We start from the raw sequence: 15444 nt of genomic DNA, 5'->3' as shown, positions 1-15444 counted from the left end.
AGTGTTTTACATATGGAGAGAAAAACAGTTTTGGTTATCGCTGATCTTGGAGGCTGCCCGCCGCATATGTTTTATCAAAGCGCTGCTGAAAAATATAACCTGGTCAGCTTTATTCCGAGACCATTTGCCATTACAGCTTCCCATGCGGCACTTATTGAAAAATACTCGGTCGCGGTCATAAAGGATAAAGATTATTTTCAGAGTATCACAGATTTCGAGCATCCCGATTCCATTTACTGGGCGCATGAGGATCATGACAAACCCGAAGAAGAGGTAGTCGAGCAAATCGTCAAGGTTGCCGAAATGTTTGGAGCGGAAGCCATCACAACAAACAATGAATTATTCATCGCTCCGATGGCGAAAGCCTGTAAACGTCTCGGCTTAAGAGGAGCGGGTGTACAAGCTGCCGAAAATGCCAGAGATAAAAATAAAATGAGGTCAGCGTTTAATAAAGCCGGGGTCAAAACAATCAAAAACAAACGCGTCACAACCCTTGAAGATTTCCGCGCCGCGCTGAAAGAGATCGGCACGCCGCTCATCTTAAAACCGACATATTTGGCGAGTTCAATCGGCGTGACGCTGATTACGGACACCAAAACAGCAGAAGCCGAGTTTAACAAAGTCAATGACTACCTGAAATCCATTAATGTGCCGAAGGCGGTTACGTTTGAAGCCCCGTTTATTGCGGAGGAATTTTTACAGGGAGAATACCCGGACTGGTATCAAACCGAGGGATACTCCGACTATATCAGCATAGAAGGGATCATGGCGGACGGAGAATATTTTCCAGTCGCGATTCATGACAAAACACCGCAAATCGGATTTACGGAAACATCGCATATCACGCCGTCCATCTTGGATGATGAAGCGAAAAAGATCATTATTGAAGCGGCCAAAAAAGCAAATGAAGGGCTTGGGCTGGAAAACTGCGCGACACATACAGAAATCAAGTTAATGAAAAATAGAGAAGCCGGTTTAATAGAGTCTGCGGCCAGGTTCGCCGGATGGAATATGATTCCGAATATTAAAAAGGTCTTCGGCGTCGACATGGCGCAATTATTGCTGGATGTTCTCTGTTTCGGAAAAGACGCCGATCTTCCGGATGGATTGCTGGAGCAAGAACCTTGCTATATCGCCGACTGTCATTTGTACCCGGAGCATTTCAAACAAAACGGGCAGCTTCCTGAAGCGGCGGAGGATATGATCGTTGAATCCATCAACATTCCGGACGGGCTGCTGAAGGGAGATACGGAACTTGTTTCTTTCTCGGCTGCGGCACCAGGTACGTCTGTTGATTTGCGCCTGTTTGAAGCCTTCAATTCCATTGCCGCATTTGAACTGAAAGGCAGCAATTCACAGGATGTAGCCGATTCAATTAAACACATCCAGCAGCATGCAAAGCTGACTGCGAAGTATGTGCTGCCGGTATGAAACAGTTAAAGCCAAATTCTAAATACTTGCTTTACGGGCAGGCGCTTTCGTTTATGGGAGACTATTGTGTTCTCCCGGCCCTGCTCATTTTGTCTACATATTATCACGATTATTGGGTGACGTCGGGAGTCATCGCGGTCAGAAGCATTCCGATGGTGTTTCAGCCATTTTTAGGAGTGCTCGTTGACCGATTGGACAGGATTAAAATTATGCTGTGGACGGATATCATCAGGGGCATCATCTTTTTGGGGCTCACCTTTCTCCCGAAAGGCGAGTATCCGCTGATTTTTCTTGCCCTGCTGTTTGTCTCTTACGGGAGCGGCGTATTTTTTAATCCGGCGCGTCTCGCGGTCATGTCTTCTCTGGAATCAGATATTAAAAATATCAATACCTTATTCGCTAAAGCCACGACCATTTCTATCATTGTCGGGGCGGCCGCCGGGGGGTTATTCCTGTTAGCCGGGTCTGTAGAGATGGCTGTTGCCTTTAACGGTGTGACATACCTGGTTTCAGCGTTTTTTATCAGGCCAATTAAGCTGCAATTTGTCCCAATTCAGTCTGAAAATATAAAAGAAGCTTTTCAGTCTTTTAAAGAAGGGCTGAAGGAAATCAAAACCAATTCATTCGTGTTAAACGCCATGTTTACGATGATTACGATGGCAATGCTTTGGGGGATCGTGTACAGCTATTTTCCGATTGTCAGCCGCTTTTTGGGTGACGGGGAGATCGGCAACTTTATCCTTACCTTCTGTATCGGCTTCGGCGGTTTCATCGGAGCGGCGCTTGTCAGCAAGTGGGGCTTTAACAACAATAAAGGCTTGATGTACTTTACCATTTTATCAATCGTCTCGCTGGCGCTGTTTTTATTCACGCCCATTTTCGCTGTATCTGTCATTGCTGCCATTCTCTTTTTCATCGCCATGGAATATGGGGAAGTGCTTGCAAAGGTTAAAGTTCAGGAAAACGCGGCGAACCAGATTCAAGGGCGTATTTTTTCGGTGGCTGAAGCGTCCATTGGTTTGTGCATTTCGATTGGTTCCATGCTTATCAACGTGTTAGAGGCTCCTGTCATCATGGGGCTGATTGTTATCATGGTAAGCGGTTTGTTTTTGCATACGAAGCTGGTGAACAAATCTTTTTTGGAACGGGATAAAAAAACTGAGCAAATTCACTTATAAGGAGTCTTTCAGATGGAAATAACACCGTCCGACGTCATCAAGACACTTCCAAGGCAAGAATTTTCTCTCGTTTTTCAAAAGGTAAAAGAAATGGAAAAAACGGGGGCGCAAGTCATTAATCTTGGACAGGGGAACCCTGACCTTCCTACTCCGCCGCATATCGTGCAGGCATTGCAGGAGGCGGCTGTGAACCCTTCTTTCCACGGGTATGGGCCATTCAGAGGCTATCCCTTTCTGAAGGAAGCGATTGCCGCTTTCTATAAAAGAGAATACGGAGTGACAATCAATCCTGAAACAGAAGTGGCGCTCTTTGGCGGGGGAAAAGCAGGCTTGTATGTTTTGACACAATGCCTGCTCAATCCGGGAGATATCGCTTTGGTCCCGAACCCGGGCTATCCTGAATATCTTTCGGGTATTACAATGGCAAGAGCAGAGCTGCACGAAATGCCGCTGCACGCAGAAAACGGCTATCTGCCTGACTTTGAGAAAATAGAACCCGCTGTGTTACAAAAAGCGAAACTGATGTTTTTGAACTATCCGAATAACCCGACGGGAGCTGTGGCGGATGCGGCTTTTTATGCAAAAGCGGCCGCATTTGCAAAAGAGCACCAGATTCATTTGATCCATGACTTTGCGTACGGCGCATTTGAGTTTGATAAAAAACCGGCCAGTTTCCTGCAGGCGGAGGACTCAAAAACTGTGGGCGCGGAGCTTTATTCGTTTTCAAAAACATTTAACATGGCCGGCTGGAGAATGGCGTTTGCCGTCGGAAATGAAAAGATCATTCAAGCGGTCAATGAATTTCAGGATCACGTCTTTGTCGGCATGTTCGGCGGACTGCAGCAGGCGGCCAGTGCGGCGCTGTCAGGAGATCCGGAACAAACAGATCGCTTGAAACGCATCTATGCGGAACGGATTGACTTTTTTACGGAGCTTTGTGAAAAAGAACTGGGCTGGAAGATAGAAAAACCAAAAGGAACATTTTATGTATGGGCTGAAATTCCAAAAATGTTTGAGTCTTCTCACCAATTCTCTGACTACCTGCTGGAGCAGGCCCATGTTGTCGTAACGCCGGGCGAGATTTTCGGCAGCAACGGAAAACGTCATGTCAGAATATCAATGGTATCGAAGCAGGAGGATCTGCGGGAATTTGTCATGAGGATTCAAAAGCTGAACCTGCCGTTTGCTTCATTAGAAGAAGTATCCCGCTAAAAAGCGGGATTTTTTTATATGCTTTTCATGCTGCCGCCATCAGCGGAAATTTGCTGACCGGTGATATAGGAGGCTTCCTCGGAAGCGAGAAACGCGGCGAGCGCTGCGGTTTCTTCGGCTGATCCGACCCGTTTCATCGGGATGCCAGAAGCAATCTGTGCTACGGCTTCTTGTTTGGATATGCTGTTCTTTTCCATCACATTCTTCACAAATTGATGGTAACGGTCTGTAGCGATAAAACCAGGATTCAGGCAGTTGACAGTAATGTTGTGAGGAGCAAGCTGGATGGAAATATTTTTACTGGCGTTAATTAAAGCGGCATTCATCATGCTGTTTGTAAACATATTGGCGCCGGGTTCTTTCCACAGATTTCCGACAATGTTGATGATTCTGCCAAACTCGTTTTGTTTCATCAGAGAGGCGGCACGCTTGATAGCGTCAATATAGGCAACAGTTTTCTGTGTAAACGTGGCCGTCATATCCTCTATATTACAGTTATCAAATGTGTCAGGCGCGCCGCCCGGGATATTGTTAATCAGAACATCAAGCCGTCCGCATTGAGATTCGATTTCTTTAAAAATCTCCTCTCTCGTTTGCTGGTCAGACATATCACCCGCAAGGACAATGACACTCGCTTCAGGATGCTTGGCCAAAATGTCTTCTTTGACAGGCTCAATATTGTCCAAGACTCGCGAATTGATGACGACGGTATGCTGGTCTGCTAATTTCAGAGCAATTGCTTTTCCGATCCCTTGACTGGCTCCCATAATAAATGCGGTTCGTTTTGACAAATAACTGCACCCCTTTGAAAAAATTGGATTATTATCTACATCGTAAAAAAAAACGGAGAAAATAGCAAATTTTATTTAAATTCTGACAAAGAGGAATCGAAAAACTCCCGCCAGCTGCGGCGGGAGGAGAAATTATACATATAGGAATTGAGGAAGTGTATCAAGCGAAAGGCGGTTGCCCACAAAGAACGAGCCAAATTCGCCGTAGCGCGCGCTGACTTCGTCAAAACGCATTTCATATACAAGCTTTTTGAATTGAAGCACATCATCACTGAACAGCGTAACGCCCCATTCGTAATCGTCAAAGCCGACTGAACCTGTGATGATCTGTTTCACTTTGCCAGCATAGCTGCGTCCGATTAAGCCGTGGCTTCTCATCAAGTTTCTTCGTTCTTCCATAGAAAGCATGTACCAGTTGTCATTGCCGGATCTTCTTTTATCCATTGGATAGAAGCATACATATTTTGATTCCGGCAGTTCAGGGTAAAGGCGCGCACGTACATGCGGATTTTCATACGGGTCGCCGTCGCCGCTCGCTAAATAGTTGCTCAGTTCAACAACTGACACGTAGGAGTAAGCCGGAATGGTGAACTCAGCAAGTCTTGATTTGTTGAATTCGAGCTCAATTTCATTTAATTCTTCCATTGTAGGGCGAAGAATCATCAGCATAAAATCAGCTTTTTGGCCAACGATGCTGTAAAGGGTTTGCGAGCCTTTCCCTTCTTTTTGGGCGACTCCCCATTTTTCAAGCAATCCTGTAAATTCATGAATGATAGACTGGCGCTCGTCACTGGACAGCAGCTTCCAGGAAGTCCAGTCCATTGTGCGGAAATCATGAAGCGCATACCAGCCGTCCAGCGTTTTAGCCGCTTCATTTGTCATTTGCTGTTCACTCATTTATCTTCACTCCTGTTATCTTTTCGTTAATGCCTTCACTATATCATAGTTTATCCGATTCTACTGTGGAGAAACCTTGAACATCCGATTCGTATATCTCCTCAAAAATAAGAGAACATATAAGGAAAGAATCAGTTGTTTAAATTAGTTAGAAAAATAAGATTTTTCGATGAAAGCGCTATAATAAAAGTTGGCTGTTTGAATTTGACTGGAAGAAGAGTATGCTAGTAAAAGAAAGCGTTTTTGTAACTTTTTGAGGAGGGTTTATTGTGGCAGATTTATTTTCAACAGTGCAAGAAAAAGTAGCTGGAAAAGGCGTTAAAATTGTATTCCCTGAAGGCTTGGACGAACGTATTTTAGTTGCGGTCAGCAAGCTTGCAGACAATAAAGTGCTGAATCCGATTGTGATCGGCAATGAAAATGAGATCCAAGCAAAAGCAAAAGAACTGAATGTGACGCTTGACGGCGTTGATATTTATGATCCTCATACATATGAAGGCATGGAAGATCTTGTACAGGCATTCGTGGAACGCCGCAAAGGCAAAGCAACAGAAGAACAGGCTCGAAAAGCGCTCTTAGACGAGAACTACTTCGGCACAATGCTTGTGTACAAAGGCCTTGCAGCGGGTCTTGTGAGCGGAGCGGCTCATTCAACCGCTGACACTGTCCGTCCGGCTCTTCAAATCATCAAAACAAAAGAAGGCGTGAAAAAGACTTCAGGCGTCTTCATCATGGCACGCGGCGATGAGCAGTACGTATTCGCAGATTGCGCGATCAACATTGCACCAGACAGCCAAGATCTTGCAGAAATCGCGATCGAAAGCGCCAATACGGCAAAAATGTTCGACATTGATCCTCGCGTAGCAATGCTCAGCTTCTCTACAAAAGGTTCAGCAAAATCTGATGAAACAGAAAAAGTAGCGGATGCTGTGAAAATCGCGAAAGAAAAAGCGCCTGAATTAACGCTTGACGGCGAATTCCAATTTGACGCTGCATTCGTTCCATCTGTAGCTGAGAAAAAAGCGCCGGATTCCGAGATCAAAGGAGACGCGAACGTATTCGTATTCCCAAGCTTGGAAGCAGGAAACATCGGCTACAAAATTGCTCAGCGTTTAGGCAACTTTGAAGCTGTAGGACCAATCCTGCAAGGCTTAAATATGCCTGTTAACGATCTTTCAAGAGGTTGTAACGCTGAAGATGTTTACAATCTTGCATTAATTACAGCGGCACAAGCACTGTAAGAAAAGCGATGGCAGCTCTCTCGCAGAGGGCTGCTTTTTTTGCGCCTTCTTTACCAGAACAGATGATATGAGTAAAATAAAGAAAACTGATCATCATTATAAATCTTATTCATGACAGGGGTGGGGCCTTTGTATTACGACGTGCTGAAAACCTTTATCGCAGTGGTGGAAGAAAAAAATTTCACAAAAGCAGCAGAAAAGCTGATGATTTCCCAGCCCAGCGTCAGTCTGCATATTAAAAATCTTGAAAAAGAATTTCAAACGGCTCTGCTGAATCGGTCGCCGAAGCATTTTACGACAACACCGACAGGGGACATTTTGTATCAAAGGGCAAAGCAAATGGTATTTCTCTACGAGCAGGCCAAGGCTGAAATTTACGCGCACCATCATTATGTAAAAGGTGAATTGAAAATAGCCGCCAGTTTTACAATCGGAGAGTATATTCTTCCGCCGCTTCTTGCCCAGCTGCAAAAGCTGTATCCTGAGCTGAATCTGGACGTCATGATTGGCAATACAAAGGAGGTAAGCGAACGTGTCCGAATGCTTCAGGCTGATATCGGGCTGATTGAAGGACATACGGACGAGAATGAACTGGAAATTGAACCGTTCATGGAGGATGAAATGTGCATCGCAGCGCCGAACCAGCATCCGCTTGCCGGAAAAAGAGACATTTCAATCAGCGATTTGCAAAATGAAGCGTGGGTGACAAGGGAAAAAGGCTCCGGCACAAGGGAATATCTCGATCATGTGCTCAGCTCGAACGGACTGCGGCCGAAGTCGATGTTCACCATCAGCAGCAATCAAGGTGTAAAAGAAGCGGTGATCAGCGGTATGGGTTTATCGGTCTTATCAAGAAGCGTGCTGCATAAGGATTTGATCCACCGTGACATTTCAATTCTCTACATTAAAGATTTCTCATTAAAGCGCAAGCTGTCTTATATTCATTCTCCTCTCATGGAGAATACAAAAAATAAAGAAATTTTCATTACGATGCTGAAAAGCAATTTTCAATCATCACGGCTGAAATGATATAATAGTTTTCGTTCATAAGCCTAACATGAAAGGGTTTTACATAGATGGCAAACCAACCGATTGATTTACTGATGCAGCCGACATGGAGAGTCATTGACCAATCCAGTCTCGGCCCTTTATTTGACGCGAAGCATTCCTTCGCTATGGACGATACGCTGTGCGCCTCTGTAGGAAAAGGCGTGTCGCCGGCGACAGCACGCTCTTGGGTGCACCACGACACGATTGTCCTCGGTATCCAGGATACGCGGCTCCCGTTTTTGCAGGACGGCATTGCCCTGCTGGAAAATGAGGGATACCGCGTCATCGTCCGCAATTCCGGCGGTCTGGCTGTTGTTTTGGATGAAGGCGTTTTAAATATTTCTCTCATATTCGAGGACCAAAAGAAGGGCATCGATATAGACAGAGGATACGAAGCAATGGTGGAACTGATGAAACGGATGCTCAAGCCGTACGGGGCAAAGATTGAAGCCTATGAAATTGAGGGCTCCTATTGTCCAGGCAGCTATGATCTCAGCATTGACGGCAAAAAGTTCGCCGGCATTTCTCAAAGACGTCTTCGCGGCGGTGCAGCCGTTCAAATTTATCTCTGTGCAGATAAAAGCGGCAGCGAGAGGGCAGATCTGATCAGACGATTCTATCAAGCCGCCCTGAAGGATAAACAAAACGACAAAAAAGGCGTCTACCCGGATATACGTCCGGAAACCATGGCATCGTTAAGTGAGCTTCTGCATACCGATATCTCCGTACAGGATTTAATGCTTGCTTTGCTTACGGAATTAAAAGCGTTAAGCACCCACCTCTACTCAGCCGGACTGTCCATTGACGAGGAATTGGAATTTGAGAAAAATCTTGTCCGGATGACAGAACGGAATGAAAAGGTGTTTGGATGAACGCCGTTTGCATGTCAGCCGATACGGCTGGCATGCTTTTTTTTCGCCTATCATCTTGTTTTCAGATAAATCTTTCTTATAAACAGAAAACAATTGCAGCAAAAAAAGCGATAAAATAACAGCAGCATCTGCATACAAAGGGGAGAGGCAAATGAAAGGGAATGTTTACAGCCTGTTTGTGCTGATCGCGGCTTTTTTCTGGGGAACAACCGGCACTGTTCAGGCGCTGGCTCCAGAAAGCGCCACCCCGCTGGCATTCGGAGCGGTCAGATTATTGGTAGGCGGCAGCGCAATGCTTCTTGTGGTCTGGATCAGCCGAGAGCTTCACGTGAAAAATTGGTCATGGCCTCCCGTGTTTTTAGCAGCGATTTGTATGGCCTGTTATCAGCCGCTTTTTTTCACTGCCGTAAAAGAAACAGGGATTGCAGTTGGGACAGTGATTGCCATCGGCAGTGCGCCTATTATTGCCGGGAGCTTAGAATGGGCCGTTTTGAAAAAACGTCCGCGAAATTCCTGGTGGATTGCAACTGTATTGGCTTTGGCGGGATGCTGGCTCCTGTTTTCAGACGGCTCCAATGTTCGGATTGATGTGTCAGGGGTTCTCATGGCGATTGGAGCAGGTGCATCTTTTGCGGGTTATACCTTGATCAGTAAATCAATGATGAAAACACAGCCGCCGAGAGCTACCTCAGCTGTTGTCTTTATGCTCAGCGCCATATTGCTGATGCCGCTATTGTGGCAGTCGGATCTCTCTTGGATGCTGACCCCAAAAGGATGGGGAACGAGCCTTTACATCGGGTTAATTGCGACATGCGCGGCCTACTTTTTGTTTGCAAAAGGGCTCACCGGAGTTCCGGCTTCGGCAGCGGTTACACTGTCCCTGGCTGAGCCGCTGACCGCCTCACTGCTGGGTGTGTTTTTCATAGGTGAAATGCTTTCTCTTTCCTCATGGCTCGGCATCGTGCTGATGCTGTTAGGGCTTCTGGTCATTTCAGGGGCGCCTCGCAAGCAAAAGCCAGCTGAAGCGGCTCATGTGTCTTAATAGATTAGCATAAGCTTGGGCTCATTTTACAAGACTAACGGAGCCGCCGCAAAAACAGAAAATCCTCTTTTCTAAAAGGAAAAGGGGATTTTTTAATGGCAAACCCCCAAAACATGACATCGTTTTGGGGTTTTTAAAAGCTATTCCGCCATTTTTTCTAAATTTCCGTTCCGGTCCATTTTGAAGGACGGAGAGGCATGTTCATCATCTTCAAATAAAACTAGTTTTCTGGCTCTATTCATGATTTTTACCAAGGTTTCATAATCTTCCTGGATCGTTTTTTGATCTTTTTCAAGTTTTTGAACCTCTGCTTCCAGCTGTTCTGTTTTGCTTTGTAATTCTTGATTTTCTTTCTTTAAACGCTCATTTTCCATTTTTAAAGCTGAGGATTGCTCATGGTTGCCTTCGTAATTCTGCAGGAATCTGATGACATCATTCATCGTCATCTCAGGCGCAGACGTTTGAGGAGACAATAAGTGTGATAGACTAGCTAACTCTTCCTTAAAGCTGTCATCCACAAAAGGCATGTGCTCGCCTGACATCAAAGCCTGCTTCTCATTTTCGGCAGTCGGGGTTTCAGGTTTCACCTGCTCCTCCTGTACTGCAGTTTCTTGAATTGTTTCGGGATCAACCGCAGGAGGCTGATATAACAGTCTTTTCTTCGCAGGCTGCCCGTTTCCGAGGGCTCTCATGCGCTGTTTCCGCTGTTTTTTTGCAAGCTGAAGCGCTTTTTCATATTGATGGCGCACCACCGCGTTCCATCTGAATCCGCAGGCTGCGGACGTCCGATTTAATTTATCGCCGACCTCTTCAAAGGCATTCAGCTGAGTGCTGCCTTCTCTTACATGCCGAAGCACAGTTTCGGCTAAAAGCAAATCATTTTCTTCTGACCAAGCGTCCTGGCGCTGTTTTGTCATTTATCTCAACTCCCATTTTTCTTTTCATGATATTAGAATGTCCAGATTGGAAAATATTTATACAAATTGGCTGGAAGAATAGGAGATACGGAGGCTGAAGCGGCTTGCAGGAACAGTCGAATCCTTGTACAATGAGGAGTGATGTGATTTTTTCGACAAAGCGATTTTAGGTTTAAAACATAGATGAACATAGAAATGAAGGGAAGCGTACGTCATGGCTAATGAATTTCGAGTGTGTGATGATTGCCAAGCCACTAATATCAAAACATTGCTGCCGCGTTTAAAAGAAGTAGACCCGGACGCAAAGGTTGAGGTAGGGTGCCAATCTTATTGCGGGCCCGGACGGAAAAAATCGTTTGCTTTTGTGAACAATCGCCCGCTGTCAGCTCCGACAGAGGATGAGCTGATTGACAAAGTAAAAAAGAAATTAAAAAAGTAAAAACATATTTTTTCACAGCCTCGGCCCTCTGGTCAGGCTTTTTTGCTTCACATCATGTGATTTTCGGAAAGATGGAACAAATCGCCGGACAAATTCAAGGATGTTTTCAAAGAATAGAGTCGATATAATAGAAACACGGCTAAAAAAAAGAGGGAATGACGATGGCGTATCCAAATGGAAAATTATCAGAAGAAAAAGTGTTTAAAGATCCGGTGCACCGCTATGTCCATGTACGGGACAAGCTGATATGGGATCTGATCGGAACCCGCGAATTTCAGCGTCTCCGCAGAATCAAGCAGCTCGGCACGACGTACTTGACGTTCCATGGCGCTGAGCACAGCCGGTTCAACCATTCTCTCGGTGTCTACGAAATTGTCAGGAGAATGGTTGATGATGTCTTTAAAGGCCGTCCTGAATGGGATGACAGTGAGCGCGAACTCTGTTTGTCCGCGGCGCTGCTTCATGATCTCGGGCACGGGCCGTTCTCGCATTCATTTGAAAAAGTCTTTCATCTTGACCACGAAGATTTTACAAGAGATATCATTTTGGGAGACACAGAGGTTAATCAGGTGCTCAGAAAGGTGAGCCCGCGTTTCCCGCAGGATGTTGCTGAAGTCATTGCCAAAACATATAAAAACAAACAAGTGGTCAGCCTGATTTCGAGTCAGATTGACGCGGACCGCATGGATTATCTGCAGCGCGACGCTTACTATACGGGCGTCAGCTACGGCCATTTTGACATGGAGCGGATTCTCCGGGTGATGCGCCCGCGTGAGGATCAAATCGTCATTAAACAAAGCGGAATGCACGCTGTAGAAGACTATATTATGAGCCGCTACCAAATGTACTGGCAGGTCTATTTCCACCCTGTGACGAGAAGTGCGGAGGTTATTTTAACGAAGATTCTCCACAGAGCGAAGCAGCTCCATGATGAAGGTTATGTGTTCACTCATGCTCCGGTTCATTTCTATTCTATTTTTGAAGGGAAACTGACGCTGGAGGATTATTTGAGGCTGGATGAATCTATTATTTTGTATTATTTCCAGGCCTGGGAGGATGAAGAAGACCCGATTTTATCCGATTTGTGCCGCAGATTCATTAACCGCCAGCTGTTCCAATACGTTGAATTTAATCCGAATGAAGAGATGTCGGCCTATTTTGAGCTGACCTCATTATTCAAAGAGGCTGGAATCGATCCGAGCTATTATTTGGTCGTGGATTCTTCTTCAGATCTGCCATACGATTTTTACCGTCCAGGAGAGGAAGAGGAGCGTTTGCCGATCCATCTCTTGACGCAAAACGGTCAAATTAAAGAGCTGTCCAGACAGTCGGCCATTGTGGAATCCATCTCCGGTAAGCGGCGGACGGACCACAAACTGTACTATCCGAAGGACCTGATTTGTGACGGCACTGAACACCCGGAAGCGAAAATGAAAATCCGGCAGCTGCTGGGACTGACATAGAAATTGGTAAAGAAGGAAAAAGGAGATGTCGGGAATTTGTTGAAAGAACATGCAAAACTGATGAAGGTGTTCTCGGATTCTGGAGAAATCATCGGGCGAAAGAAGCTGCAAAAAATGATTTATATTGCGAAGAAAATGCAGTTTCCTTTCTATGAGAAATATGATTTTCACTTTTACGGGCCGTATTCGGAGGAACTGACGCTCCAAATTGAAGAGCTGTGCAACCTTGGATTCCTGCATGAGGTAAAGGAAAAAAAGGGCGGCTACTTTCAATACCGTTATTCGCTGACAGAGACGGGCTCCGCGTTTTTAGACCACGCCGATCTTGATATGCCTGATATCAAGCACTATATTGACAGTGTAAACAACCGTTCATCACGGTTTTTAGAGCTGGTCTCCACGATTCTTTACTTTGACGGGCTTGAGGCTGAGGAAAAGAAAGAGAAAGTATTTACAATCAAAAGCAAGCAAAAGTATACCAATGAAGAATATGACGAAGCGCTTCAATACATAGAAGAGCTGAAGCAGATTTGTTAACCATACCAAGCAAAAGAAATGAATCGTTTCTTTTGCTTTTTTTATTGACAAAACCTGCTAATGGATCTATTGTGGATAATAGTTATCCATAATGAATCGGGAGGGGACATAATGAAAATGAAATCGGGAATGGAGCAGGGAGTTTCTGTACTTCTGTTACTGTCACGGCTGCCCGTGCAGGCTTCTTTAACATCAGAGGCGATCAGCCAGCGCTTGCACATGTCTCCGTCTTATCTGAAAAAGCTGATGAGAACTTTGGTGCAGGCTGGTTTGGCAGAGTCTATACCAGGTACGAAGGGAGGCTTTACGATGACGAAGCCTTTGACGGATATTACCCTCTATGATGTCTATCAAGCTGTTGAAGGAAGAGGTTCCATGTATCAAGGAAAAGGCCTTTTGCCATCTGTATTTGAGAGCGGAAATCCCTGTGTGCTGGAGACGGTAATGGGCGACATTGAGGATAAATGGGCTTCGCTGATGAAGGAAGAAACCTTGCAGGGTGTCATGAACAGAATCGGGAAACTTTATGACCTCGAAAAAATCGATGATTGGGTACATCATCAGCTGAAAGGGCAATGGCAATGAAAAACAGCGGGCCTTTACATCAATCAGGATCAACAAGCATCTCAGTGTTAATCGTGCTCGCTCTCGGTTTTCTCATGGCTACGCTTGATGTGACCGTGGTGAATATTGCAATTGCTGATATGAAAAACGTTCTTTCTCTTTCAATTTCAGGTGTGACGTGGGTTGTAGACGGGTACATGCTTACATTTGCTTCGCTTCTGCTGGCCGGCGGTGCGCTGGCTGACCGTTACGGCTCAAAGACCATTTATATGCTGGGTTTGGCCGTTTTTGTTCTTGCCTCATGTCTATGCGCTGTATCAGCAAATGGCCAAATGCTGATCGCAGGCCGGCTGTTGCAGGGTCTTGGCGCGGCTTTGTTTATGCCGAGTTCACTCAGCCTTTTGGCTGCCTCTTACCCCGATGAACGGGTTCGGGCCAAAATGTTTGGCTTGTGGGCCGCTCTCGTCTCCGCCGCCTCCGGACTGGGGCCTTTTATCGGGGGTGTTCTGGTGAATGCGGCAGGGTGGCAGAGTATTTTTCTGATCAATGTGCCGTTAGGGGTTGCGGCGCTTATTTGCGCCTATCGAACGCTCAGCAGTTTCCCGGGAAAAGGCAGCCGGGTGAATATCACAGGGCATCTGCTTGGAATGGCGGCTCTCGGATTTCTTTCATTTGCGCTGATACAGGGCGCTTCAATAGGCTGGAGTTCGCTCTCCATTCTCGGTGCTTTCGCGGCGGCGGTTTTGGCGTTTGTGCTTTTTCTTCTGAGAGAAATTTTTTCGGCAACATCTATTCTTCCTGCGTCATTATATAAGAATGGACGTTTCTCGGCAGCGCAGTTCGTTGGGTTTTTGCTGAATTTTGCTCTTTTCGGCGGTATGTTTATGCTGAGTCTATTTTTGCAGGAAGCAAGAGGCGCAAGTTCCTTTTTAGCGGGAGTCGAACTATTGCCGATGATGGCTGTCTTTGTGGTCGGAAATCTGCTGTTTGCCCGGCTGGCGAACCGTTTTGAAGCGGGGCTTCTTATGTTTGTTTCAATGGCTGTCAGCTGCATCATGGCATTGCTGTTATTTGTCCTGGTTTCTCCGGATTTGCCTTACTGGCAGCTTGCGGTTCTGACATCTGTCATGAATCTTGGTGTCGGCATTACGGTTCCTGCCATGACGGCTGTGATTATGAAGACAGCGGGACAGGAGCATGCCAATATCGCAGGAGCAGCTTTAAATGCCAACCGGCAAATCGGGGCATTGGTTGGCGTAGCGGTTTCCGGAGTGGTCATTCATCTGTCCGCCACTTGGTACACCGGAGCTGGGTTTACGTTTTTGATGATGGGCGCGGCATACAGTCTTGCCGCATTCCTTGTGTGGCGGTTTCTGACTTTTCATAAAGAAACGTCCGCTTCTGCATCATCTTAAAATCGTCCATTGTCTTTTCAAGGAATATATAGTAAGATATATGAAATTATTCAAACAGGCACTGATAAGGACACGAGATGCTTTTTACGGTTTCCAGAGAGGGAAGGATCAGCTGAAACCTTCCTAACGCAGAGAAAGCAGCTTACCGCCTTTGAGCCGTATCGGGGAAATTAAGTATCTGATACCGTCATGCTGCGTTACAGCACCGAGCCGACGAACATGTATGTTTGTTGGGAATTTGGGTGGAACCACGAATTTTAACACATTCGTCCCTTGCGAGGGATGGATGTGTTTTTTTATATGAGTCAATAAATGCGATGAAAAGGACATGAATGATATTTACGGTTTTCAGAGAGGGGAGAAAAGGTGCGAGCTTCCCAGCTTAGGAATATCAT

The 15444-nt window shown here is 45.8% G+C and carries 15 protein-coding genes and 2 other annotated features (1 of these 17 cut by a window edge); of the genes, 12 read left to right on the top strand and 3 right to left on the bottom strand.

Annotation, left to right across the window (positions count from 1 at the left end):
* Positions 1–12 precede the first annotated feature (12 nt).
* Genes WA325_RS08375 through WA325_RS08365 form a run of 3 tightly spaced genes read left to right on the top strand, consistent with a single transcriptional unit; the run spans position 13 to position 3821 of the window.
* Positions 13–1431 carry an ATP-grasp domain-containing protein gene (locus WA325_RS08375; RefSeq protein WP_326049870.1) on the top strand — a complete coding sequence of 473 codons (1419 nt, stop codon included), beginning with the start codon at positions 13–15 and terminating at the stop codon, positions 1429–1431.
* A complete protein-coding gene (gene bacE / locus WA325_RS08370) occupies positions 1428–2609 on the top strand; it encodes a bacilysin exporter BacE (RefSeq protein ID WP_336183450.1) in 1182 nt (393 codons plus the stop codon). Before WA325_RS08375 ends, bacE begins: the two co-directional genes overlap by 4 nt.
* A 12-nt stretch (positions 2610–2621) precedes the next feature.
* Complete coding sequence (locus WA325_RS08365; RefSeq protein ID WP_105954424.1) at positions 2622–3821, top strand: pyridoxal phosphate-dependent aminotransferase; 1200 nt, start codon at positions 2622–2624, stop codon at positions 3819–3821.
* Between the two features lie 14 nt (positions 3822–3835).
* Here WA325_RS08365 and WA325_RS08360 read toward each other — a convergent pair whose 3' ends face one another.
* On the bottom strand, positions 3836–4612 hold the full coding sequence (locus tag WA325_RS08360; RefSeq protein WP_105990780.1) for an SDR family oxidoreductase: 777 nt from the start codon (positions 4610–4612) through the stop codon (positions 3836–3838).
* Between the two features lie 132 nt (positions 4613–4744).
* On the bottom strand, positions 4745–5509 hold the full coding sequence (gene hemQ, locus WA325_RS08355) for a hydrogen peroxide-dependent heme synthase (RefSeq protein ID WP_003235942.1): 765 nt from the start codon (positions 5507–5509) through the stop codon (positions 4745–4747).
* Positions 5510–5778: 269 nt separating this feature from the next.
* On the opposite strand from hemQ, the gene pta reads away from it, so the two are divergent.
* The 4 genes from pta to WA325_RS08335 all read left to right on the top strand — a co-directional run bounded on the left by pta (position 5779) and on the right by WA325_RS08335 (position 9714).
* Positions 5779–6750 carry a phosphate acetyltransferase gene (gene pta, locus WA325_RS08350; protein ID WP_024123241.1) on the top strand — a complete coding sequence of 324 codons (972 nt, stop codon included), beginning with the start codon at positions 5779–5781 and terminating at the stop codon, positions 6748–6750.
* A gap of 129 nt (positions 6751–6879) precedes the next feature.
* The gene (gene cysL / locus WA325_RS08345; protein WP_105954422.1) at positions 6880–7779 is read left to right on the top strand and encodes a cysJI operon transcriptional regulator CysL; all 900 of its coding nucleotides are present in this window, start codon (positions 6880–6882) and stop codon (positions 7777–7779) included.
* 47 nt (positions 7780–7826) lie between these two features.
* Positions 7827–8672 (top strand): lipoate--protein ligase family protein, encoded by an 846-nt coding sequence (locus tag WA325_RS08340; protein WP_105954421.1) that lies wholly within the window; start codon positions 7827–7829, stop codon positions 8670–8672.
* Between the two features lie 151 nt (positions 8673–8823).
* Complete coding sequence (locus WA325_RS08335; protein ID WP_105990782.1) at positions 8824–9714, top strand: carboxylate/amino acid/amine transporter; 891 nt, start codon at positions 8824–8826, stop codon at positions 9712–9714.
* A gap of 140 nt (positions 9715–9854) precedes the next feature.
* Here WA325_RS08335 and zapB read toward each other — a convergent pair whose 3' ends face one another.
* The gene (gene zapB / locus WA325_RS08330; RefSeq protein WP_024123236.1) at positions 9855–10631 is read right to left on the bottom strand and encodes a cell division protein ZapB; all 777 of its coding nucleotides are present in this window, start codon (positions 10629–10631) and stop codon (positions 9855–9857) included.
* A gap of 214 nt (positions 10632–10845) precedes the next feature.
* Between zapB and WA325_RS08325 the strand changes: the two genes are divergently transcribed.
* The 5 genes from WA325_RS08325 to WA325_RS08305 all read left to right on the top strand — a co-directional run bounded on the left by WA325_RS08325 (position 10846) and on the right by WA325_RS08305 (position 15049).
* Entirely contained in the window at positions 10846–11070 is a 225-nt protein-coding gene (locus WA325_RS08325) for a DUF1450 domain-containing protein (RefSeq protein ID WP_024123235.1), read from the top strand.
* Between the two features lie 161 nt (positions 11071–11231).
* A complete protein-coding gene (locus tag WA325_RS08320) occupies positions 11232–12533 on the top strand; it encodes an HD domain-containing protein (protein ID WP_202852779.1) in 1302 nt (433 codons plus the stop codon).
* Positions 12534–12569: 36 nt separating this feature from the next.
* Complete coding sequence (locus WA325_RS08315; RefSeq protein ID WP_024123233.1) at positions 12570–13070, top strand: YwgA family protein; 501 nt, start codon at positions 12570–12572, stop codon at positions 13068–13070.
* Between the two features lie 111 nt (positions 13071–13181).
* Complete coding sequence (locus WA325_RS08310) at positions 13182–13655, top strand: Rrf2 family transcriptional regulator (RefSeq protein WP_326324399.1); 474 nt, start codon at positions 13182–13184, stop codon at positions 13653–13655.
* Positions 13652–15049 carry an MFS transporter gene (locus WA325_RS08305; protein ID WP_336183449.1) on the top strand — a complete coding sequence of 466 codons (1398 nt, stop codon included), beginning with the start codon at positions 13652–13654 and terminating at the stop codon, positions 15047–15049. The genes WA325_RS08310 and WA325_RS08305 overlap by 4 nt, the downstream gene beginning before the upstream one ends.
* 52 nt (positions 15050–15101) lie before the next feature.
* Positions 15102–15326 (top strand) — a binding site (T-box leader).
* A gap of 31 nt (positions 15327–15357) precedes the next feature.
* Positions 15358–15444 (top strand) — a binding site (T-box leader); it runs 140 nt beyond the window's last position.

Origin of the sequence: Bacillus sp. 205(2023), assembly GCF_037027485.1 — a bacterium.
GTDB lineage: Bacteria > Bacillota > Bacilli > Bacillales > Bacillaceae > Bacillus > Bacillus halotolerans.
Note: the sequence above shows the minus strand (reverse complement) of the source record. Positions and strands in the feature narration are given on the sequence as shown.

Excerpts from the sequence above, each read along its gene's own strand:
- WA325_RS08325 (WP_024123235.1), top strand. The coding sequence starts at position 10,846 with ATGGCTAATGAATTTCGAGTGTGTGATGATTGCCAAGCCACTAATATC.
- bacE (WP_336183450.1), top strand. The coding sequence starts at position 1,428 with ATGAAACAGTTAAAGCCAAATTCTAAATACTTGCTTTACGGGCAGGCG.
- WA325_RS08305 (WP_336183449.1), top strand. The coding sequence starts at position 13,652 with ATGAAAAACAGCGGGCCTTTACATCAATCAGGATCAACAAGCATCTCA.
- WA325_RS08375 (WP_326049870.1), top strand. The coding sequence starts at position 13 with ATGGAGAGAAAAACAGTTTTGGTTATCGCTGATCTTGGAGGCTGCCCG.
- zapB (WP_024123236.1), bottom strand. The coding sequence starts at position 10,631 with ATGACAAAACAGCGCCAGGACGCTTGGTCAGAAGAAAATGATTTGCTT.
- WA325_RS08340 (WP_105954421.1), top strand. The coding sequence starts at position 7,827 with ATGGCAAACCAACCGATTGATTTACTGATGCAGCCGACATGGAGAGTC.
- WA325_RS08320 (WP_202852779.1), top strand. The coding sequence starts at position 11,232 with ATGGCGTATCCAAATGGAAAATTATCAGAAGAAAAAGTGTTTAAAGAT.
- WA325_RS08310 (WP_326324399.1), top strand. The coding sequence starts at position 13,182 with ATGAAAATGAAATCGGGAATGGAGCAGGGAGTTTCTGTACTTCTGTTA.
- WA325_RS08335 (WP_105990782.1), top strand. The coding sequence starts at position 8,824 with ATGAAAGGGAATGTTTACAGCCTGTTTGTGCTGATCGCGGCTTTTTTC.
- hemQ (WP_003235942.1), bottom strand. The coding sequence starts at position 5,509 with ATGAGTGAACAGCAAATGACAAATGAAGCGGCTAAAACGCTGGACGGC.
- WA325_RS08365 (WP_105954424.1), top strand. The coding sequence starts at position 2,622 with ATGGAAATAACACCGTCCGACGTCATCAAGACACTTCCAAGGCAAGAA.